Source organism: Roseovarius sp. BRH_c41, from assembly GCF_000961715.1.
Classification (GTDB): domain Bacteria; phylum Pseudomonadota; class Alphaproteobacteria; order Rhodobacterales; family Rhodobacteraceae; genus Roseovarius.
Window position 1 is genome coordinate 161,920 of sequence record NZ_LADY01000020.1, and the last position, 21,036, is coordinate 182,955.

Sequence of the window (21,036 nt, forward strand, 5' to 3'; positions counted from 1 at the left end):
GTACGCTGGTCTGCGCGTTTTTCCGCGTCGATGACGGATTTAATGATCTACAGGGTTCAGTCCGCTCTTGATGACATCGACGGAGCGCAGGAGATAGGTCAGGGGTTCACAGTAAGACCCATCCACATCGACACCCGTTGCGAGGAGGTCAAACTGGCCAAGCCGCTCCTTTGCAAGCCCGATACTGCGAAGAACAGGCAGGCCAATTGCGTCGCCTCCAGAATGCGCGACTGTAACGCTTCCGGCAGGAGTCGGTCGAACTCCATCACCTTTTCGAGACCCATCGTCGTCGAATGATTTGGAACAGGCGGCCTCTCACTGCGGCTGGCGCCGCCTCGCCAAGTGCTCAGCAACAGAAGCATCGCGCCCGTCAAACCAAGGCAATCCATCACAGATTTCTCATTCGGAAAGCTGCAAACCTATAATTCTCTAAGATATCATGGTGCCCGCGGCCGGACTCGAACCGGCACGGCCATACGGCCGGGAGATTTTAAGTCTCATGTGTCTACCATTCCACCACGCGGGCACGGGGTCTGCGGAGCGGACAATATCCGCTTTGACGGGGGTGTAAAGCCAAAGGCGGGCCGGGTCGGCGGATCAGATCACATCCGAGAGCGCATTTTCCTTGACCGCCTGCATCGCCACATAGGTCGAGGTATTCGCCAGATGCGGCAGGGTCGAGATATGTTCGGCCAGCACCCGGCGATAATCGGCCATGCTCTGCGTGCGGATTTTCATCAGGTAGTCAAAGTTCCCTGCGATCAGATGCACTTGCTCGATCTCGGGGATTTTTGACACCGCGGCGTTGAACTCTGCCAGCGCCGCTTCGCGGGTATCATGCAGGCGCACTTCGACGAAACTGACGTGATCGAGCCCGAGGCGGATGGGATCGAAAAGCGCGCGGTAGCCGGTGATGACGCCGTCGCGCTCCAGCCGCCGAAGCCGCGCCTGCGTGGGCGATTTCGACAACCCAATCTCGCGCGCCAACTCGGTGACGCTGATCCGTCCATCCCCCGCGAGAACCCGCAGAATCGCCCGGTCAAAGCGGTCGAGGTCAAGCTGCTCGTTTTGATCCATCGACCCCTCCATTTTCAAACCATCCGGCCTAAAAATTCATTCTAATCAGGAAAAGTCACTTGTTCAATGATGCTATGATGCACCATCGAACCATTGGGGGCCTCTATGCCATACGACACCGATATCCGCCGCGCCATCGACCTTTCCACCTACGCGGATGAAGCTGAAACACTGGCGCGCCTCAAAGCCGCTGCTGCCCTCTCTGACGCGGACCGGGCACGGATTTGCGCACGCGGCGCGGGTTTGGTGCGCGATATTCGTGGCCAGTCGAGTCCCGGACTGATGGAGGTGTTTCTGGCCGAATACGGTCTCTCGACCGATGAGGGCATTGCGCTCATGTGTCTGGCAGAGGCGCTCTTGCGCGTGCCCGATGCCGACACGATCGACGCCCTGATCGAGGACAAGATCGCGCCCTCGGACTGGGGCAGGCATATGGGCCATTCCACCTCACCTTTGGTCAATGCCTCAACCTGGGCTCTGATGCTGACCGGCAAGGTGCTCAAGGACGAAAAACCTGGCCCCGTGGGCCATCTGCGCAGCGCCATCAAGCGGCTGGGCGAGCCGGTGATCCGCACCGCCGTGGGCCGCGCAATGAAGGAGATGGGCCGCCAATTCGTGCTGGGCGAGACCATTCAGGGTGCCATGGACCGCGCGGCAGGCATGGAGAAAAAGGGCTACAGCTATTCCTATGACATGCTGGGAGAGGCCGCGCGCACCGATGGGGACGCCACCCGCTATCATCTCAGTTACAGCCGCGCGATCACCGCGATCGCCACTGCCTGCACCAACCCGGACATCCGCAGCAACCCCGGCATTTCGGTCAAGCTTTCGGCGCTGCACCCTCGCTATGAGGTGGCGCAGCGCGAGCAGGTCATGGCGGTTCTGGTGCCGCGCTTGCGCAGCCTCGCACTCTTGGCGAAATCCGCCAAGATGGGCCTCAACATTGACGCCGAAGAGGCGGATCGCCTGTCGCTGTCGCTCGACGTGATCGAGACCGTTCTGGAAGAGTCGGCGCTTGCCGGATGGGACGGCTTTGGCGTTGTGGTGCAGGCTTACGGTCAACGCGCCAGCCATGTGATTGATTTCCTTTACGACCTTGCCACCCGCCTCGACCGCAAGATCATGGTGCGCCTCGTCAAGGGCGCCTACTGGGATACCGAGATCAAGCGCGCACAGGTGGCGGGGATCGACGGCTTTCCGGTCTTCACCTCCAAACCGGCGACGGATGTGAGCTATATCGCCAATGCGCGCAAGCTCCTGTCGATGACGGACCGCATCTATCCGCAATTCGCCACCCATAACGCCCATACCGCCGCTGCCATCCTCGACATGGCAAGCGACAAGAGCACCTTTGAATTCCAGCGCCTGCATGGCATGGGCGAGGCCCTGCATGACATCATTCTCAAGGCAGAAGCCACCCGGTGCCGCATCTATGCCCCCGTCGGCGCGCATCGCGATCTCTTGGCCTATCTGGTGCGGCGTCTGTTGGAAAACGGGGCAAATTCCAGCTTTGTCAATCAAATCGTTGACGAAGAGGTCAGCCCTGAAGACGTTGCCCGCGATCCGTTTGTCGCCGTTAACGATCCGCAACCGCACTTACCCAAGGGTCCGGAGCTGTTCCAGCCCGAGCGTCCCAATTCGCGCGGCTTTGACCTGCGCCACCAGCCAACACTCGACAGCATCGAAGCGGCGCGTGTGCCCTATGCCCAGCACCGCTGGGAGGCCACACCGCTGATCGCAGCCACGCCCGCGCCGCACGCGCCGGACGCCGTCGAGAACCCCGCCGATCCCGCCGACACGCCCGGCAGCGTGGCCTGGGCCAGCAAGGACGATATCGAGGCGGCCCTAGCCGCTGCGACGCCTTGGAGCGCCCAAGCCAAGGAACGGGGCGTGATCCTCAACCGCGTGGCGGACCTCTACGAGCAGAATTACGGTGAGATTTTCGCGGTCCTCACCCGCGAGGCCGGGAAATCCATCCCCGATGCGGTGGCCGAGTTGCGCGAGGCGGTGGATTTCCTGCGTTACTACGCTGCCAATGCGCCCGAGGGCACGCCCATCGGCACCTTCACTTGCATCAGCCCATGGAATTTCCCGCTGGCCATCTTTACCGGCCAGATCGCCGCCGCACTGGCCGCTGGCAATGCCGTCCTGTCCAAACCGGCGGAGCAGACGCCGCTGATCGCACATCTGGCTGTGGGTCTGATGCACAAGGCGGGCGTGCCTGCCACAGCGCTTCAACTTCTGCCCGGTGCGGGCGATGTAGGCGCGGCGCTTACCTCTGACGCGCGCGTCGGTGGCGTGGCCTTTACCGGCTCGACAGAAACCGCGCTGAAAATCCGCGCGGCCATGGCCAAGAACCTGCGTCCCGGCGCGCCGCTCATCGCGGAAACCGGCGGCATGAACGCCATGATCGTGGACTCTACAGCGCTGCCCGAACAGGCCGTGCAGGCGATTGTCGAGAGCGCGTTTCAATCGGCCGGTCAACGCTGTTCCGCGCTGCGTTGCCTTTATGTGCAGGACGACATCGCGCCACATTTTCTCGAAATGCTGACCGGCGCGATGGATGCGCTCACTGTCGGCAACCCGTGGCACCTTGCGACCGATTGCGGCCCGGTGATCGACGAAGAGGCGCGCGCGGGCATTGCCGCGCATATCCAGACCGCGCGCGCCGAGGGGCGGCTCTTGCATGAGCTGAAGACCCCCAACGCGGGCACCTATATTGCGCCAACGCTGATCAAGATCGGCGGGATTGGTGATATCGAGCGCGAAATCTTTGGTCCTGTCCTGCATGTCGCCACGTTCAAATCAGGCGATCTTGACCGCGTGATCAGTGCGATCAACGCCACCGGCTATGGCCTGACCTTTGGCCTAATGACCCGGATCGACGACCGCGTGCAGCACGTGACCGAGGCCGTGCACGCGGGCAATATCTATGTCAACCGCAACCAGATCGGCGCCATCGTGGGCAGCCAGCCCTTTGGCGGCGAAGGCATGTCCGGCACCGGCCCCAAGGCGGGCGGGCCGCATTACCTTACGCGCTTTACGGCGCACCCCGCGCCGGAACAGGGCGAAAAGTGGACTGAGGCCATGTCGGCCAATGCGGCCCAAAAGGCACTCGATGCCGCCAATGCCGCCGCCCGTGCGCCCCGCGCCGCCCTTGTTCTGCCGGGGCCGACGGGGGAATCGAACCGGCTGACCAGCCATGTGCGTCCCGCGCTCCTTTGCATGGGACCGGGGGCGGATCTGGCGGCGGCGCAGGCGCGATCGGTCGAGGCGTTGGGCGGTGTCGCGGTGATCGCCACGGGCCGCGTCGATCCCGAGGCGCTTGTGACCATGGGCGGCCTCTCGGGCGTGCTCTGGTGGGGATGCGAGAGCGAGGCGCGCAGCTATGCCGGGGCCATGGCACGGCGCGCAGGTCCGATCCTGCCACTCATCACCGGCTTGCCCGATACCGGCCACGCCCTGCACGAGCGTCATGTCTGCGTGGATACCACGGCAGCGGGCGGAAATGCGGCGCTTTTGAGCGGCATGTCCTGAAGCAAAGACTAGGGTCCGAAATCTTCAAGAGATTTCGGACCGCTTTCTTTTCAAGACAGCGGTGCATACCTCGCGATTTGGCGCTTTCCGACCGGGCGAATGCGCGCTAGCTTTCGCTCATGTTCCCGATCCGCGATCATAACCCTTCGGGGCGCAGACCCTATGTCACCTACGGGCTGATTGCGCTCAACGTGGTGGTTTTTATGGCCTATTCGCCGCTTTTCGCGGATGAGCGGGCGCTCAATCTCTTTTTCTACGACTGGGCGATGATCCCCGCCAAAGTGACGCAGCTGGGCGATTTCACCGGGTTGCTGACCTCGATGTTCCTGCATGGGGGCGTGCTGCATCTGGCGGGCAACATGCTGTTTCTCTGGATCTTCGGTGACAATATGGAGGATCGGATGGGCCATCTGCCTTATCTCGCCTTCTACCTTGCCACCGGCGTCGCGGCGGGGCTCGCGCATATCTTGGGCGGCCCGGGGTCGATGGTGCCAACCGTGGGGGCCTCGGGAGCGATTGCCGGGGTGATGGGCGGCTACCTCCTGCTCTTTCCCAAGGCGCGTGTCGATATCTTGCTCATATTCATCGTGTTTTTCCGCGTCATCACCATTCCGGCAGCACTCATGCTGGCGCTTTGGTTCGCGTTTCAGGTGATGGCTGGTCTCGGCAGCGATCCCGACATGGGCGGGGTTGCCTATTGGGCCCATGCTGGTGGCTTTGTGGCGGGCGTGGTCCTGACCTTGCCGGTATTTCTACGGCTTGGAGGGCCGCGCTTTTGGCGCGAAACCCATGGCACCCCGCCCCATCCCGAAGCTGACTATCGCTTTCGCCGCAGTTCCATTCCAAAGGTGAGCAAACGCCGATGACCCATCCCCTCAAGGCCACCTGTCATTGCGGTGCTGTAGAACTGCGCGTCACGCTCTCGGAGGGGCTGAATGCGGCGCGGCGATGTGATTGTTCATTTTGCAGACGGCGTGGCGCTGCGGCGGTCTCGGCCCCCCTCAGCGGGGTAGAGATCGTCAAGGGTGCCGACAATCTCACGCTCTACCAATGGGGAACCGGGACGGCAAAACACTATTTTTGCAAGACCTGCGGCATCTACACCCACCATCAGCGTCGATCCGACCCCAATGAATACGGCATCAATCTGGGGGCGCTTGAGGGCGTGAATCCACGCGATCTGGACCCGATCGGATGGGTGGACGGGGTCAACCATCCCTCGGACCGCTAAGAGCATCCACGCGCTGCAATTTTAGCGTGTCAGCCCCGGATCACGCCCGAAAACTTATCGAAAATCGCCTCGTTTCCACAGATCACCTCGCCATCGGCGAGAATATTCCCAACGGGGCGCAACGGCTCAACAAATCCGCCCGCCTCGCGCACGATGATCACGCCTGCCGCCAGATCCCAAGCGTTCAGCCGCCGCTCCCAGAACCCCTCGTAGCGCCCCGCCGCCACATAGGCCATATCGAGCGCCGCCGATCCCCACCGACGCACCCCAGCACAGGTGGGCATCAGCCGCGCCAGATCCTGCAAGGTTTCGGGCAGGTCGGCCCGCCCGCCAAAGGGCAGGCCAGTGGCAAAAATCGACTCGATCATCTTGCTGCGCCCCGAGACGCGCAAACGGCTCTCGTTCATCCAGGCGCCGGCACCTTTTTCGGCAAAAAACGCCTCGTCCTTGCTGGCATCGTAGATCACGCCCGCCACGACCTCGCCCTTGTGCTCGAGCGCAATGGAAACGGCCCAATGCGGCAGGCCGTGCAGAAAATTCGTGGTGCCATCCAGCGGGTCAACAATCCAGCGGCGCGTGGGGTCCTGCCCCTCTTCCTCGCCGCCCTCTTCGGCCAACCAGCCATAGGTCGGACGCGCGCCCATCAACTCGGTCTTGAGGATCTTCTCGGCGGCGATATCGGCGCGGCTGACAAAGTCGCCGGCCCCCTTCATACTGACCTGCAGGTTCTCGACCTCTCGGAAATCCTTGGCCAGTGCCCGCCCCGCTTTGCGCGCGGCCTTGAGCATGACGTTGAGATTGGCACTACCTACCATTGCAAGGGCTCCTTTTGGGTCAGGCCGGGGCTATACGCCGCCCATCCGCAACAGACAAGGGCCGATCAGGTAAAGCGGTTGTCACGGGGAAAACCGCGCGGTGCCATACGGCCCGATCCTGCGCGCTTGCCCAGCCATTCCTCAAGATTGCTCTCGGTGCGGGTGCGCCCCGCCGGATCGCGCCATGTCAGCCCCTCGGCCAGATTAAAGGTGGTTGCATCACTCAGCCCACCATCCTTGTATTTCTGAAGCCGCACACCCTTGCCGCGCCCAAGCTCCGGCAATTCATCCAGGCTGAAGACCAGCACCTTGCGGTTGTCACCCACACAGGCGACGTGATCCCCCGTCACCGGACGACAGACAGAGGCCCGTGCCGGGTCCTTGAGGTTCAGCACCTGCTTGCCGCTGCGGGTCTGGGCGATCACTTCATCTTCGGGCACGATGAATCCATCTCCAGCAGTTGAAGCAACCAGCAATTTGCGCCCCGGCTTGTGAATGAGCAGGTCGACGATTGCGGCCTCGTTGGGCAGATCGACCATCAGGCGCAGCGGCTCACCCATGCCGCGCCCACCGGGCAGGTTGGCGGCGCTCAGCGTGTAGAAGCGCCCATTGCTGCCAAACACCAGAATCCGGTCGGTGGTTTCGGCATGGAACATGAACCGCGGCGCGTCGCCATCCTTGAATTTCAACTCGCGGCTCAGATCAAGATGCCCGGTCATGGCCCTGATCCACCCCATTTGGCTGCACACCACGGTAATCGGCTCGCGGTCGATCATCGCCTCGAGCGGCACCTCCTCGACGCTACCCGCCTCCGCGAATTTCGTGCGGCGCGCGCCGATAGGGTGGCTCTTGCCAAAGGTCTTCTTGACCTCTCGCAACTGATCCGCCACCGCCGCCCATTGCAGGGATACATCCTCAAGCAGATCTTCCAACCCCGCACGCTCTTGCATCAGCGCATCACGCTCGGCCCGCAATTCCATCTCTTCCAGCCGGCGCAAGCTGCGCAGCCGCATGTTGAGGATCGCCTCGGCCTGCACATCGGTCAGCCCCGGCTCATCGGTGGGCGGGGGCGACACATAGTCGGCCTCGGACATGGCGCGCGGCACCGTGCGTCCCCAATCCTCGCGCATCAGCGCCGCCTTGGGGTCGTCATCATAACGGATGATGTCAATCACGCGGTCGAGATTGAGGAAAGCGACGATGAGCCCTTCCAGAACCTCAAGCCGGTGGTCGATCTTTTCCATCCGATGCGCCGAGCGACGCAGCAACACCTCTTGGCGGAAATCGAGAAAGGCGCGCAACACCTCCTTGAGCGAGCAAACTTTGGGCGTGACCCCGTCAATCAGCACGTTCATGTTGAGCGAGAACCGCAATTCCAATTCGGAATTGCGATACATCATGCCCATCAACACCTCGGGATCGACATTCTTGGAGCGCGGCTCGAGGACCAGCCGGACATCATCGGCGCTCTCGTCGCGGACATCGGCAAGGATCGGCACCTTGCGGGTCTGGATCAACTCAGCAATCCGCTCGATCAGCTTGGATTTCTGCACCTGATAGGGGATTTCGGTGACAACGATCTGCCATTGACCGCGCCCCAGATCCTCCAATGCCCATTTGCAGCGCAGGCGGAACGCACCTCGCCCGGTCAGGTAAGCCTGCGCAATGCTCTCGGGCGGCTCGACGATCACACCGCCGGTGGGGAAATCGGGGCCGGGGATATAGGTGAGCAGCGTCTCGTCACGGGCATCGGGCGACTTGATCAGATGCAAACACGCATCAATCAACTCGGCGATGTTATGCGGCGGAATGTTCGTGGCCATGCCCACGGCGATGCCTGACGATCCATTCGCCAAAAGGTTCGGAAAGGAGGCGGGCAAAACGATCGGTTCGCGCAACGTGCCGTCGTAATTGTCGCGAAAATCCACCGCGTCCTCGGCCAACCCATCCAGCAGTGCCTCGGCAAAGGCGGTCATCCGCGCCTCAGTATAGCGGCTGGCGGCAGGGTTATCGCCGTCGATATTGCCGAAATTGCCCTGCCCGTCCACCAGCGGGTAACGCACCGCGAAATCCTGCGCCAGACGCGCCATCGCATCGTAAATTGCGGCATCGCCATGCGGGTGATAGTTGCCCATCACATCGCCGGAAATCTTGGCGGATTTTCGGAACCCCCCCGTGCTCGACAACCGCAACTCGCGCATCGCATAGAGAATGCGGCGATGCACCGGCTTCAACCCGTCGCGCGCATCGGGCAGCGCCCTGTGCATGATCGTGGACAGCGCATAGGTCAGATACCGCTCGCCAATCGCGCGGCGCAGCGGCTCCGACACAGCTTCGGGCTGCATATTGGGGTCGTCCAGTAAATCACTCATGGATATGGTGATAGCCGCGCCACCTTGCGGCGTAAAGCACCCAGAGAGCACAGGTTCCAAACTTTTCCGATTTCCCCCTCATTCAAAGGGGCGAATCGGGTATAATGATCGGGCTGCCAAGCATTTATTCAAACGTATGGTAATTGGGGGGAACGCGCGATGTGGCGCTTAATTCTTGTGAGTTTTGCATTTCTAGGATGGTCTTTTTATGAGTTGAGCGGCGGAGCCGACTATCGTCCCTCAGCCGACTCCTTTCAGGCGCGTGCGCTGCTTGACAACCAGCGGCCCAAACAGCGCCCGCTTCGGGTCAATGTGATCGAACTGGCGCAGGATGGCACAGCTCAACCGGACGCAGAGGTCACCCGCACGATCACCTCGCTGCATGATCTCGGCCTCAGCATGGGGCAAAAGGTCATGCTGACCCTTGCCTCTGCAGAGGGCGCTGCTGCGCCTGCGCCCATCGAGCTACACCTGCCAACGGTCAAAATGACAATTCCGGCGCAGATTCCGACGACGCCAGAGGTTGCCGCAACCGCGCAATTGCCCGCCGCCACCGACGAAACATTGGCGACCTCGCCTGATTTCCGTCAGGTCTCGGGAAATTCGGTCAATCTGCGCACCGGGCCGGGCACCCGCTTTGACCGCATCACCAGCCTTGCACGCGGGACCAAGGTCATCGTTCTGCACAATCCCGGCGAAGGGTGGATCAAACTGCGCGTTGTGGACACGGACCGCATCGGCTGGATGGCCGACAGCATGGTCACATTGGCCTCCGACTAGCGCTTGCATCGCGGCCCAGCGCGCGCCACAAGGTCGGGCATGACACAACGCTCCATTCTGATCACCGGCTGCTCCTCTGGCATCGGCTATAACGCAGCCCACGGCCTGCGCGCACGCGGCTGGCGGGTCTTCGCCGCCTGCCGCAAGGAAACGGATTGCGACCGTCTGCGCGCCGAAGGGTTTGAGAGCCCGCGCATAGATTATGCCGATGAGGCCAGCATCTCGCAGGCTGTGTCAGAGGTGCTTGCGGCCACGGGTGGCCAGCTCGATGCCCTTTTCAACAACGGCGCCTATGCCTGCCCGGGACTGGTCGAGGACCTGCCACGCGGCGCTCTGCGAGAGATCTTTGAAAGCAATTTTTTTGGCTGGCATGACCTGACCCGGCAGATCATCCCGACCATGCGCACCCAAGGACATGGGCGTATCGTGCAATGCTCCTCGGTGCTCGGACTGGTGGCCCTTGGGTGGCGCGGGGCCTATGTCAGCACGAAATTCGCCCTTGAAGGGTTGACCGATACGCTGCGGATCGAAATGCGCGGCACCGGCATCCATGTCAGCCTGATCGAACCCGGTCCTGTCACCACCAAGATCCGCGAGAATGCCCGCGCGCCCTTTGAGCGTTGGTTCGACTGGGAGAATGCGCATCGCGCGCCGGAATACCGCGACAAACTCCGGCCCCGGCTCTACGGCGATTACAGCAAGGACAATTTTGAACTTCCCCCCGAGGCAGTGACAAACAAGCTCATTCACGCACTCGACTCCGCGCGCCCCCGCCCCCGCTATTACGTCACCACGCCCACCTATCTGATGGGAACCCTGCGCCGCGTCCTGCCAACCGGCCTGCTCGACTGGGTGATCTCGAAAGGCTGAAATATCTTGATGCGCGCACGGCCCGCGTCACATCTTCTCTTTCGCTTTTTGCCCCGTGCCGCCTAGATGTGGCCCAATTGACCAACCGAAAAGGACGCCTCATGCTGCAAGACCCGCTTTTCATCCTCGTGGCGATTGGCTGCATCGCGGTGGCGGTGATCCTGATCCGGGGCATTTCCACCTTTGGCAAAGAAGGTGTGGAAAATGCCAAACGGTCCAACAAACTCATGCAATGGCGGTTGATCGCACAGTTTGTAGCGATCATTCTCATTCTCATCTTCGTCTATTTCCGCAGGCAGGGGGGGTAATCCTATGGTCGTTCTCAACCGAATCTACACACGCACCGGCGACGCCGGCGAAACAGCTCTCGGCAATGGCACCCGCGTGGCCAAACATTCGGCGCGCGTCACCGCCTATGGCACTGTCGATGAGGTCAACGCGACCGTCGGTCTGGCGCGGCTCTATGCCAAGGACGAGACTGACGAAGCTCTGGCGCGCATCCAGAATGACCTCTTTGATCTCGGTGCCGATCTCTGCCGCCCCGAAATGGACCGCGACGCAGATGCCGAATACCCGCCACTGCGTATGGCCCCCAGTCAGGTTGACCGGCTGGAGGCTGAAATCGACGCCATGAACAAACACCTCGAACCTCTGCGTAGTTTCGTGCTGCCCGGAGGCTCGCCGCTGGCAGCACATCTGCATCTTTGCCGCACCGTATCGCGTCGGGCCGAGCGGCTGACGGTGGAATTATCCGCGCTCGAACATGTCAACGAGGCCGGGCTCAAATATCTCAACCGCCTCAGTGATTGGTTTTTCGTCGCCTCGCGCATGGCCAATGACAGCGGTCGCGCCGATGTTCTCTGGATTCCGGGTGCGAACCGCTGAAATACTCTGGCAACAATGTTGCGTGCAAAACCGAAAACGCGACGTCGCCGGACTCTAACGTGACGATTTTGCCCTGTTTTCCCCGCGCCTGACCCGGTATCAACGCGCAGGATAGTTAAGCCGAAGAGTCGTTCCGGCTCTTCACCACCATAAGGGAGACCATGCCGATGAAGGTACTCGTGCCTGTCAAGCGTGTGATCGACTATAACGTGAAGGTTCGTGTGAAGGCGGACGGGAGCGGTGTCGATCTTGCGAATGTGAAGATGTCGATGAACCCGTTTGACGAGATTGCGGTTGAAGAGGCGATCCGTCTGAAGGAAGCGGGCAAGGCCGATGAGGTCATCGCGGTTTCCATTGGCGTCAAACAGGCGCAAGAAACGCTGCGCACGGCGCTGGCCATGGGGGCGGATCGCGCCATCCTGGTGATTGCCGCTGACGATGTCCATCAGGACATCGAACCGTTGAGCGTGGCCAAGATTCTGGCGAAAATCGTCGAAGAAGAACAGCCCGGCCTCGTGCTCTGCGGTAAGCAGGCGATCGACAATGACATGAACGCTACCGGCCAGATGCTCTCGGCGCTCTTGGGCTGGTCACAGGCGACCTTCGCCTCGAAACTCGATCTGGACGGCGACACAGCCCTTGTCACCCGCGAGGTCGATGGCGGTTTGCAGACCATCAAGGTCAAGACGCCCACCATCGTCACGGTCGATCTGCGCCTGAACGAGCCGCGCTATGCGTCGCTGCCGAATATCATGAAGGCCAAGAAAAAGCCGCTGGACGAGAAAACCGCCGCCGATTACGGCGTCGATGTCACGCCCCGGCTTGAAATCACCAGCACATCAGAGCCCGCCTCGCGCGCAGCCGGTGTGATCCTCGGCTCGGTCGACGAGCTGGTTGCGAAACTCAAGGAAGTGGGAGCCGTATGATGTCCGTTCTTCTTCTCGCCGAAGTCACCGATGGGGAACTGGCGCTCGACGCCACCGCCAAGGCCGTCACGGCCGCGGCCAAACTGGGCGATGTGACCGCGCTCTGCTGTGGGGCCTCGGCTGCTGCGGCAGGGGCCGCTGCGGCCAAGATCGCCGGTGTGAAAAAAGTGCTGGTGGCCGAGGATGCCTCGCTTGGGCACCGTCTGGCAGAGCCAACGGCTGCGCTGATCGTGTCGCTCGCCGGGGACTACAGCCATATCGTGGCCCCCGCCACAACCGACGCCAAGAACGTGCTGCCGCGTGTCGCCGCGTTGTTGGATGTGATGGTGATCTCCGACGCCTCGGGCGTGGTCGATGCCGACACATTCGAGCGTCCGATCTATGCTGGCAATGCGATCCAGACCGTGAAATCGCGTGACGCGAAAAAGGTCATCTCCTTCCGCACCTCGACCTTTGACGCGGCGGGCGAACAGGCGGCAGCCCCGGTTGAGACCATTTCAGCGGCGGCCAACCCCGGCCTCTCCGAATGGATCGAGGACAAGGTTGCAGCCTCGGACCGTCCCGAACTCACCTCAGCCGGGATCGTGGTCTCGGGCGGGCGCGGCGTTGGCTCCAAGGACGATTTCGCGTTGATTGAAAAACTCGCGGACAAACTTGGGGCCGCTGTCGGCGCATCCCGCGCGGCAGTCGACTCGGGCTATGCGCCGAACGACTGGCAGGTCGGGCAAACCGGCAAGGTCGTGGCCCCCAACCTCTATGTCGCCGTGGGCATCTCGGGCGCGATCCAGCATCTGGCCGGCATGAAAGACAGCAAGATCATCGTCGCCATCAACAAGGACGAAGAAGCCCCGATCTTCCAAGTCGCCGATTACGGCCTCGTGGCGGACCTCTTTACCGCCCTGCCGGAATTGACCGAGAAGCTCTGAGGCGACTCAAAGCCGCATTGAGACCCGCGCCTCACCGGCGCGGGTTTTTTCATTGAGCCAGCAGTGCTTCCAGAATAGGCGACACCGCCCGCGACGCCTCGGAATGCGCCAGAAGACCCGGCAGGTCGGCGGCGACGGATTCCTGCATCGCGCCAAAGCGCATGCCGCGCGTACCCTGCGCACAGGCCTCGTCACTGATCACCACCTCGACCACATGGGCCGCCCCGCCGCCCACCGCGCGCAGCATGGCACGGCTGACAAAGGCCGGATCATCCGCCACACCAGAGGACTGATATCCCAGACCCGGCGCGTGCCGTGAAAACCACATCAGGATCACGGGCGCGTCGATCTCTTGCAGGAGGACCTGCATACGCTCCACCCACACTTCTTGCAGCCCCTCGCGCAGAACGGCAAAGCGGTCGGTCGATATATCTTCCAGCCGCCGCATCATGTGCCGTGTGAAATGAAACTCGGTGAAATCGACCTCTGGATAAAGACGCCGCAACCGCGGTGTCGCCTCGAGAAAGCGGTCGTTCCGTCGCGGATGCACCTTGTAGAACGGATTGGAAAGATTCATGGCGCCGGGCACCTGCAACACCACCGCCCGCCCGCGAGAGACCATCCGCAGCAGCCCCTCATCCTTGAGGAATGCATCAACCCCGGCATTGGGCCAGCCGAAGTTGACACAGGACAGACCCAGCGACCGTTCCATCAGATCAGGATAGGGCCGGTCGATAAAGGTGCCATAGGTTTCTGTGCCGCCAAGACAGGCGATGAAATCCCCACTCAATGTCCGTTGCGGACCACGAAACTCCAACTTGGACCCGTCGTAGCGGACAGGCCGATAGTCGAGGGGCCGTAGCCCCATGCGTTCAAATGCCATGAAACCCACCTTGATATACTCACCCGGATTAAGGAGTGACCGATTCATCTTGCTAAAAAGCTAAACGACCAATTCTCGGATTATTTTACCCATCACCGACCCTTGCGGCCCGCCCCCGCCGAAGCCTATGCTGGCGCAGCAATCGGACGAGGATCTGGCAGATGGAAATCGCGAAAATCGGTGTGGTCGGGGCAGGCCAGATGGGCAACGGAATCGCCCATGTCATGGCCGTCGCAGGCTATGACGTGCTGCTCAATGACATCAGTGCCGAGGCGCTGCAGCGTGCCTTGGCTGCGGTTCGCAAAAACATGGAACGTCAGGTCAGCCGTGGCAAAATCACGCAAGACGACATGGAAGCAGCCCTTGCCAGGATCGTCACCACCCAAACCCTCACCGATCTGGGCAAAACCGATCTGGTGATCGAGGCTGCAACGGAACGTGAAGCGGTCAAACAGGCAATCTTCGATGAGCTTTTGCCGCATCTCGAGCCCCATACGATCCTGACCTCGAACACCTCATCAATCTCGATCACGCGGCTGGCCAGCCGCACGGACCGGCCAGAGAAATTCATGGGGTTTCATTTCATGAACCCAGTCCCCGTGATGCAATTGGTGGAACTGATCCGGGGCATCGCCACCGACAAGGACACCTATAACGCCTGTCTCGCCGTGGTCGAGAAGCTGGGCAAGACCGCCGCGTCAGCCGAAGACTTCCCGGCCTTCATCGTCAATCGCATCCTGATGCCGATGATCAACGAGGCGGTCTATACGCTCTATGAAGGGGTCGGAAACGTCAAATCCATCGACGAATCCCTGAAACTGGGGGCCAATCACCCGATGGGACCGCTGGAACTCGCGGATTTCATCGGGCTCGACACCTGCCTTGCGATCATGAATGTGCTGCACGACGGATTGGCGGACACGAAATACCGCCCCTGCCCCCTGCTGACCAAATATGTCGAGGCGGGCTGGCTTGGTCGCAAAACCGGGCGCGGCTTTTACGATTATCGCGGCGAAACGCCGGTTCCCACGCGCTAGATTCTAGCTGCGGCCCTCACCGAGCGAGAGCGTGTGGGCCCGCAGCCATTCCATGAACCCGCGTGGGTCGCTGTCCAGCATGGCCATACGCTCGTCGCTGATCGGCGCGCCGACGATGGGCTTCTGCGGTCGGTTGCAGCTATGGACCACCTCATGTAGCAACAACCCTTGCCGCAACGTGGCCGAAATGCGATTGGCCATCTGATACCAGCGGGAATTGGCCCCCGGAAAGAAGATCGGCACCACCTTGGCACCCGAACGTCGGATCATCTGCGCGGTAAAGACATTCCATTCCCGCTCGACCGCAGGTCCGAACATCGTATCGCTCGACGCCACAACCCCGGACGGAAACACGCTGATCACTCCGCCCTCCTTGAGATGGGCCATCGCCTTGGCCCGCATCTCGACCGATTTTCGCTGCGCATCGGGTTCATGCGGAAAGGGCACGGAAATCATGTAAGAGGCCGCAACCTCATCGATTCCGGTCAAAAGAGCGCGTGTCAGGATCTTGTAATCGCTGCGCCGCCGTCCAATCAGATCGGCCAATATCATGCCATCCACCAGACCATGCGGATGATTGGCCACCACCACAACCGGCCCGTCCAGCGGAATATGCGCCACCTCGGCATCCGGTGTCAGCAACGGAATGCCCATCGTATCAAGCGCCGCCCGCCAGAATGCCTGACCTGTCGGCGCGCCCCGCTTCTCAAATTTGCGGATCATGCGGACGATGGTGATCTTGCCCGTCATCCATTCCATCATGCGAATGATAAAAGAGGTCGGCCCACTGTCAAAGCTGTTGGCATAGGTCAGGCTGCGACGGTCATATTTGGTAAAGAGGACCGTTTGACCGGCGTCTGCGCCGGGATCTGGCTGTGCCTTGGAATTCACTGCTTTGTTCCTGTCCCGCTCATGTCACCGCCGATTGATCTCGTGCGCTTACATGGTCTCACCAAATCTGTCAGCCACCAAGGCCGCAACCGCCTCGGCCAAAGGTGCTGCGTCCGGCCCCACGATTTCGACGTCAATAGTGCTTCCTTTGGCCGCTGCCAACATCAAAAGCCCCATGATGCTATCCCCCGAGGCCGACTGCCCGTTGCACGACACCTCGGCGCGGGCGTCAAATCCCTCGACCACTTCCACCAGTTTTGCGGCAGCGCGGGCGTGTAACCCCTTTTCGTTGACGATCTTCATCTGGCGCGTCACCTTGTCCATACTCACCCTCGCCTCCTCACTCTTCTGATACATTATGACTGTCGATGTATTTCCGGCCCGCCTCCAGCGCAGCGCGCACCGCATCGGATAGCGCCATGTGTCGACTTTTGGCCAGTTTGATCAACATCGGCAAGTTTGCCCCATAGAGGATACGGCGATCATTGGGACGACAGGCGCGCAGCGACAGATTTGAGGGGGACCCGCCAAAAATATCCGTAACCAGAACCACACCCCCGCCCGTATCAACCGCATCCGCAGCAGCACAGATTTCGTTCTGCTTGGCAGTGCGGTCGTGCTCGCTCTCGATTGAAATGGCAAGGATTCCAGTCTGCGGACCGACCACATGCTCAACGGCCTTGAGATACTCACTGGCCAGCCCGCCGTGCGCCACGATCACGATCCCGATCAAGACTGTCCCACTCCTCAGACATCAGAGGCGTGACTCGAGGCCTCCGCCCCGCCACGCCGCTCCAGTTCCCGGTGTCTTATTGACACCTGCCAGCTGTCTTTCGCAAGGGTCGCCGCCAAAGTTTCTGCCATGACAACACTGCGATGCTGCCCGCCCGTACACCCAAACCCGATAGACAGGTAGGCCTTGCCTTCAGTCTCATAGGCTGGCAGCAAGAGCGCAACCAACTCTGTCACCTGACGGCGAAACTCCGCAAAGAGCGGATCTCCCTCGACATGCGCCGCCACCGCTTTGGCGCGCCCATCGAACCCACGCAGCGACGGCTGCCAATAGGGGTTGCGCAGGAACCGACAATCGAAAACCATATCGAGCCCGCGTGGCAAACCGCGTTTGTAGGAAAAGGAATGGACCGACACCGCAAGCCGATGCGCCCCACCCGCGCCATACCAGCGCTCCAACTCGGCGCGCAGATCATGCGGTGACATATCGGATGTGTCGATCAACATATCAGCCCGTGCGCGCACTGGAGACAACAAATCGAATTCACGCGCAATCCCGGCGTCCGCAGTCTCGTCGGGTGCCAGAGGATGACGCCGCCGCGTTTCCGAAAACCGACGTTGCAGGATCTCGGCGCGGCAATCGAGATAGAGCACCTGCAAGGGCACGCCGGGATGCCAATCACTCCGGTCGATCACCTCGATCAGCGCAGTTGTAGAAAAGTCCCGGTTGCGCACGTCGATCCCAAGCGCCAGAGGCTTGTCCGGGTGCGGCCTTTCCAGCAGTCGTGGCAAGAGCGACAGCGGCATGTTGTCGATGGCTTCATAGCCCATATCCTCCAGCGCACGGATCGCCGTGCTGCGCCCCGCTCCAGAGGGACCCGTGACCAGAACAAGACGGTGGCGTGCCTCCTCCGGGTCGGAGGCCGTGTCAGAGGCGGCGGACATGAATGGCTCCTTCAGACAAGCGTTCCGTGTTTCAGATATAGCAGGATCGCAGCTGGAAAATGCGCATGCGCGGTTTTTTTCAGAATTGGCACACTCAGGCCCATAATTTCGGCCTGCGCCAGCGCCGGCACCCGCTCGCTGGTTTCGGCATCCATATCGACGATCAGAGAGACTGGCTGCGGCCCAACGCAGGGCAGACACAGGATTCCCACGCCGCGCGCCTCGATCTGGCCACGAATGGTGTCGGGCGCATCCGCCATGATACGCCCGTTCTCTGGCCAAATCCGCGTGCGGTCATCGGCGACCAACTCGGCCCCAAGCGCCAGAAGTTGCAGCGCAAGGCCGGACTTGCCTCGCCCCGAGGCACCCCGGATCAACACGGCACGCCCTGAATGTGCCACGCAGGTGGCGTGGATGATTTCGTCTTTTGGGTCACCTGCGTCCGTCACCGGTTCAGACCGGCAAGCCCACGACAAACCGCGCCCCGAGCGGATCAGAAGTGGCATCAGCATGGGTAGGCCGAATATTCTCGGCCCAGATCACGCCATCATGGGCCTCGACGATCTGCTTGGAAATCGCCAGACCAAGACCGGAATTATTGCCGAAATCGCCCTCAGGTCGCTCGGAATAGAACCGTTGAAATACCTTTTCCAGCGCCTGTTCGGGAATACCCGGCCCGGTATCCTCGACCACCACAAGCACCCGATTGGCCCGCCGGCGCGCCCAGACCCGGATCGCGTCTCCGTCTTCACAGAAACTGATGGCGTTGGTGATCAGGTTAACGAAAACCTGCGCCAATCGCCCCTCCAATCCGGTGATCACGATGGGTTGAGACGGGAAATCCATGATGAACTCGATCCCGTTCTTCTGCGCCTCTTCCCCCAGATAATTGCCAAGGTTCTGCAACATCTTGAGCAGATCAAAGGATTCCTGCTCTTCCTTGACCAATTCGCTGTCGAGCCGCGAGGCGTTGGAGATATCGCTCACCAGCCGGTCGAGACGGCGCACATCATGTTCGATCACCTCAAGGAGCCGCTCACGCTGATCCTCGCGTTTGGCAATCCGCATTGTGCCCACTGCCGACCGCAGGCTGGCCAGCGGGTTCTTGATCTCATGCGCCACATCTGCGGCGAATTGTTCATTGCCGTCGATCCTGTGATAGAGCGCTGAAACCATGCCACGCAATGCGCCGCTCAGACGACCAATCTCGTCCGGGCGCGCGGTCAGGTCCGGAATGCGAATGCGCCCCGTTGCACCTTTTCCACGATTGCGGTCCCGCCCGATTTCGGCCGCCGCAGCCAGATCGGCCAGCGGGTTGGAAATCGTCGAGGCCAGGATCAGACTGAGCCCCACCGACACAAGCGTGGCGATCAGAAACATCTGCAACACGCGCTCGCGCTCTACACGGGCCAGCTTGTCGATCTCGCCGCTTGCATTCACGAGGGCCACCACGGCAATGGGCGTATCGCCCTGCATGACGGGGGCTGCCACGGTCAGCACAACGCCATGTGCGGTTTCCGCAGTTTGCATCTGCACGCCACCGCCTCCGACCGTAAGGTCGACCATGTCACGGGCCATATCCTCGACACTGCGGTTGCCATCTGCCCGGTCAAGCCCCGAAAACGGGCTCGAAATTCGCTCCCAAAGTCGGCTGAGAAAATCCGTCATCGGCGTCGCGGGCAGGTCTGCGGCACGATCCATCCGCCGGGTTTCACCCTCTTTGCGCCCGACCAACATGCCGGTGCGATCAAACAGCAATAGTTCCGTTCCCGTCTGAATATCGAGATGTTCCAGCGTTGAGGTCATATCCACCCCGTCGCCGGTCACAAAACTCACAGGTGCCCCTTCGGGGATACGCGCCTCGACCACGTTGGCAATCAACGCCGTTTGCACCATCAGACTATCGGCGCGCTGCATCGCCAGATTGTCGCGTGAGGAATTGAGATAGAGGATACCGACAACCAGCACATTGAGCGCAATCAGGTTGAAGGTGATGATTTTGCGCGTGAGCGAGGAGTCGCGAAAACTGAACCAGCCGCGCTTGGCGCGACGGGCGTTCAATTCGCCTTCATCCAGACGATCGGGTGCGACAAAATCATCGCCAAGAACAAGATCATTGTCCTTACGCGGCTGCACGTTCCGCACCCCTATCCTCTCGGCAAGCGCCATTATTCCTCGTTGTACCGGTACCCGATACCATACAACGTCTCAATCGCCGAAAACTCGGGATCGACCATCCGCAGCTTCTTGCGCAGACGCTTGATGTGGCTGTCGATGGTGCGATCATCGACATAGACCTGATCGTCATAGGCGACATCCATCAGTTGATCGCGGCTCTTGACGAAACCGGGGCGTTTGGCCAGCGCCTGAAGCAGCAGGAACTCTGTCACCGTCAGCGACACGTCCTGTCCCTTCCAACTCACCGAATGCCGCAGCGGGTCCATCACCAGATTGCCACGCTCGATCACCTTGGTCTCTTCGGTCTCGACCACGACATGGCCGTTGACGGCATCCTGTCGACGCAACAACGCCCGTATCCGCTCGACCAGCAGACGCTGGGAAAACGGCTTTTTCACATAGTCGTCCGCGCCCATGCGCAAACCCAGAACCTCGTCGATCTCATCATCCTTCGAGGTGAGAAAGATCACTGGCATCTGCGATTTCTGCCGCAACCGCTGGAGCAGGTCCATCCCATCCATGCGCGGCATCTTGATGTCAAGAACAGCCATATCGGGCAGCTTCTTGCTAAAGGCGTCAAACGCCTGTTGTCCATCATTATACGTTTCAACCTCAAAGCCTTCGGCCTCAAGTGTCATGGAAACGGATGTCAGAATATTCCTGTCATCGTCCACGAGGGCGATCCTAGACATAACTCTATTCCTTTTACTGCTCAGATTACCTGCATTTTTTATGCCACTATGCTCTGTTTCCCGCTTCGTTATCAATCCAAATCTGCGAATCAGACCCAAGGCCATCGGCTATTGACGCAAAAATATCTTGATAATGGCTAAATTGACTCACTTAACCCGTCAAAGCGGTGACGCGTTCTCGCTAACATACGTCTGGTTGCGCTAACTTGCGCTTGGTTGCGCTAACTGCATGAAACCGCCCTATTATTTCACATAAGCG

Annotated in this window: 22 protein-coding genes and 1 tRNA gene; 10 read left to right on the plus strand and 13 right to left on the minus strand. The window is 60.8% G+C overall.

The genetic code is table 11. From position 1 onward, the window contains the following. Positions 1-98 precede the first annotated feature (98 nt). From VR71_RS06370 to VR71_RS06380, 3 genes are all read right to left on the minus strand, one after another. Entirely contained in the window at positions 99-389 is a 291-nt protein-coding gene (locus VR71_RS06370; RefSeq protein WP_045682152.1) for a hypothetical protein, read from the minus strand. Between the two features lie 51 nt (positions 390-440). Further along, a tRNA-Leu gene (locus tag VR71_RS06375) sits at positions 441-526 on the minus strand. Positions 527-597: 71 nt separating this feature from the next. Continuing rightward, positions 598-1,077: an Lrp/AsnC ligand binding domain-containing protein gene (locus tag VR71_RS06380; RefSeq protein WP_037273900.1), complete on the minus strand. Its 480-nt coding sequence runs from the start codon at positions 1,075-1,077 to the stop codon at positions 598-600. 105 nt (positions 1,078-1,182) lie between these two features. Here VR71_RS06380 and putA point away from each other — a divergent pair, with 105 nt between their 5' ends. The 3 genes from putA to VR71_RS06395 all read left to right on the plus strand — a co-directional run bounded on the left by putA (position 1,183) and on the right by VR71_RS06395 (position 5,845). Continuing rightward, a complete protein-coding gene (gene putA, locus VR71_RS06385; RefSeq protein ID WP_045682159.1) occupies positions 1,183-4,614 on the plus strand; it encodes a bifunctional proline dehydrogenase/L-glutamate gamma-semialdehyde dehydrogenase PutA in 3,432 nt (1,143 codons plus the stop codon). A 119-nt stretch (positions 4,615-4,733) separates the two neighbouring features. Next, positions 4,734-5,480 carry a rhomboid family intramembrane serine protease gene (locus VR71_RS06390; RefSeq protein ID WP_045682161.1) on the plus strand — a complete coding sequence of 249 codons (747 nt, stop codon included), beginning with the start codon at positions 4,734-4,736 and terminating at the stop codon, positions 5,478-5,480. Further along, entirely contained in the window at positions 5,477-5,845 is a 369-nt protein-coding gene (locus tag VR71_RS06395; RefSeq protein ID WP_009815654.1) for a GFA family protein, read from the plus strand. Before VR71_RS06390 ends, VR71_RS06395 begins: the two co-directional genes overlap by 4 nt. 29 nt (positions 5,846-5,874) lie before the next feature. Here VR71_RS06395 and VR71_RS06400 read toward each other — a convergent pair whose 3' ends face one another. Together VR71_RS06400 and VR71_RS06405 are read right to left on the minus strand one after the other, a co-directional pair. Next, positions 5,875-6,660 carry an inositol monophosphatase family protein gene (locus tag VR71_RS06400; protein ID WP_045682162.1) on the minus strand — a complete coding sequence of 262 codons (786 nt, stop codon included), beginning with the start codon at positions 6,658-6,660 and terminating at the stop codon, positions 5,875-5,877. Positions 6,661-6,725: 65 nt separating this feature from the next. Beyond that, positions 6,726-9,032 carry a DNA topoisomerase IV subunit A gene (locus VR71_RS06405; protein ID WP_045682164.1) on the minus strand — a complete coding sequence of 769 codons (2,307 nt, stop codon included), beginning with the start codon at positions 9,030-9,032 and terminating at the stop codon, positions 6,726-6,728. Between the two features lie 159 nt (positions 9,033-9,191). On the opposite strand from VR71_RS06405, the gene VR71_RS06410 reads away from it, so the two are divergent. The 6 genes from VR71_RS06410 (at position 9,192) to VR71_RS06435 (ending at position 13,419) form a co-directional block, all read left to right on the plus strand. Next, positions 9,192-9,812, plus strand: a complete 621-nt coding sequence (locus tag VR71_RS06410) for an SH3 domain-containing protein (RefSeq protein ID WP_009815657.1) — start codon at positions 9,192-9,194, stop codon at positions 9,810-9,812. A gap of 39 nt (positions 9,813-9,851) precedes the next feature. Next, the gene (locus tag VR71_RS06415; RefSeq protein WP_009815658.1) at positions 9,852-10,682 is read left to right on the plus strand and encodes an SDR family oxidoreductase; all 831 of its coding nucleotides are present in this window, start codon (positions 9,852-9,854) and stop codon (positions 10,680-10,682) included. A 101-nt stretch (positions 10,683-10,783) separates the two neighbouring features. After that, positions 10,784-10,990, plus strand: coding sequence for a twin transmembrane helix small protein (locus VR71_RS06420; RefSeq protein ID WP_040650262.1), 207 nt, complete (start codon positions 10,784-10,786; stop codon positions 10,988-10,990). Positions 10,991-10,994: 4 nt separating this feature from the next. Next, a complete protein-coding gene (locus tag VR71_RS06425; RefSeq protein ID WP_045682166.1) occupies positions 10,995-11,567 on the plus strand; it encodes a cob(I)yrinic acid a,c-diamide adenosyltransferase in 573 nt (190 codons plus the stop codon). A gap of 167 nt (positions 11,568-11,734) precedes the next feature. After that, entirely contained in the window at positions 11,735-12,493 is a 759-nt protein-coding gene (locus VR71_RS06430; protein ID WP_045682167.1) for an electron transfer flavoprotein subunit beta/FixA family protein, read from the plus strand. Next, a complete protein-coding gene (locus tag VR71_RS06435; RefSeq protein WP_045682205.1) occupies positions 12,493-13,419 on the plus strand; it encodes an FAD-binding protein in 927 nt (308 codons plus the stop codon). The genes VR71_RS06430 and VR71_RS06435 overlap by 1 nt, the downstream gene beginning before the upstream one ends. Before the next feature lie 49 nt (positions 13,420-13,468). On the opposite strand, the gene VR71_RS06440 is transcribed toward VR71_RS06435, so the two are convergent. Then, positions 13,469-14,302 (minus strand): DUF6473 family protein, encoded by an 834-nt coding sequence (locus tag VR71_RS06440; RefSeq protein ID WP_045682169.1) that lies wholly within the window; start codon positions 14,300-14,302, stop codon positions 13,469-13,471. A gap of 161 nt (positions 14,303-14,463) precedes the next feature. On the opposite strand from VR71_RS06440, the gene VR71_RS06445 reads away from it, so the two are divergent. After that, positions 14,464-15,339: a 3-hydroxybutyryl-CoA dehydrogenase gene (locus VR71_RS06445; RefSeq protein WP_045682171.1), complete on the plus strand. Its 876-nt coding sequence runs from the start codon at positions 14,464-14,466 to the stop codon at positions 15,337-15,339. 3 nt (positions 15,340-15,342) lie between these two features. Here VR71_RS06445 and VR71_RS06450 read toward each other — a convergent pair whose 3' ends face one another. The 7 genes from VR71_RS06450 to VR71_RS06480 are packed head-to-tail and all read right to left on the minus strand — an operon-like array spanning position 15,343 to position 20,777. Beyond that, complete coding sequence (locus VR71_RS06450; protein WP_009815665.1) at positions 15,343-16,230, minus strand: lysophospholipid acyltransferase family protein; 888 nt, start codon at positions 16,228-16,230, stop codon at positions 15,343-15,345. A 48-nt stretch (positions 16,231-16,278) separates the two neighbouring features. After that, entirely contained in the window at positions 16,279-16,554 is a 276-nt protein-coding gene (locus tag VR71_RS06455) for an HPr family phosphocarrier protein (protein ID WP_009815666.1), read from the minus strand. A 16-nt stretch (positions 16,555-16,570) separates the two neighbouring features. Continuing rightward, entirely contained in the window at positions 16,571-16,963 is a 393-nt protein-coding gene (locus VR71_RS06460; RefSeq protein WP_009815667.1) for a PTS sugar transporter subunit IIA, read from the minus strand. 14 nt (positions 16,964-16,977) lie between these two features. Further along, positions 16,978-17,907 (minus strand): RNase adapter RapZ, encoded by a 930-nt coding sequence (gene rapZ, locus VR71_RS06465; RefSeq protein ID WP_009815668.1) that lies wholly within the window; start codon positions 17,905-17,907, stop codon positions 16,978-16,980. A gap of 11 nt (positions 17,908-17,918) precedes the next feature. Next, positions 17,919-18,356: an HPr kinase/phosphorylase gene (locus VR71_RS06470; protein ID WP_045682208.1), complete on the minus strand. Its 438-nt coding sequence runs from the start codon at positions 18,354-18,356 to the stop codon at positions 17,919-17,921. Positions 18,357-18,360: 4 nt separating this feature from the next. Continuing rightward, positions 18,361-20,076 carry a sensor histidine kinase gene (locus tag VR71_RS06475; RefSeq protein WP_009815670.1) on the minus strand — a complete coding sequence of 572 codons (1,716 nt, stop codon included), beginning with the start codon at positions 20,074-20,076 and terminating at the stop codon, positions 18,361-18,363. Then, positions 20,076-20,777: a response regulator transcription factor gene (locus VR71_RS06480; protein WP_040650264.1), complete on the minus strand. Its 702-nt coding sequence runs from the start codon at positions 20,775-20,777 to the stop codon at positions 20,076-20,078. Before VR71_RS06480 ends, VR71_RS06475 begins: the two co-directional genes overlap by 1 nt. Positions 20,778-21,036: the final 259 nt, after the last annotated feature.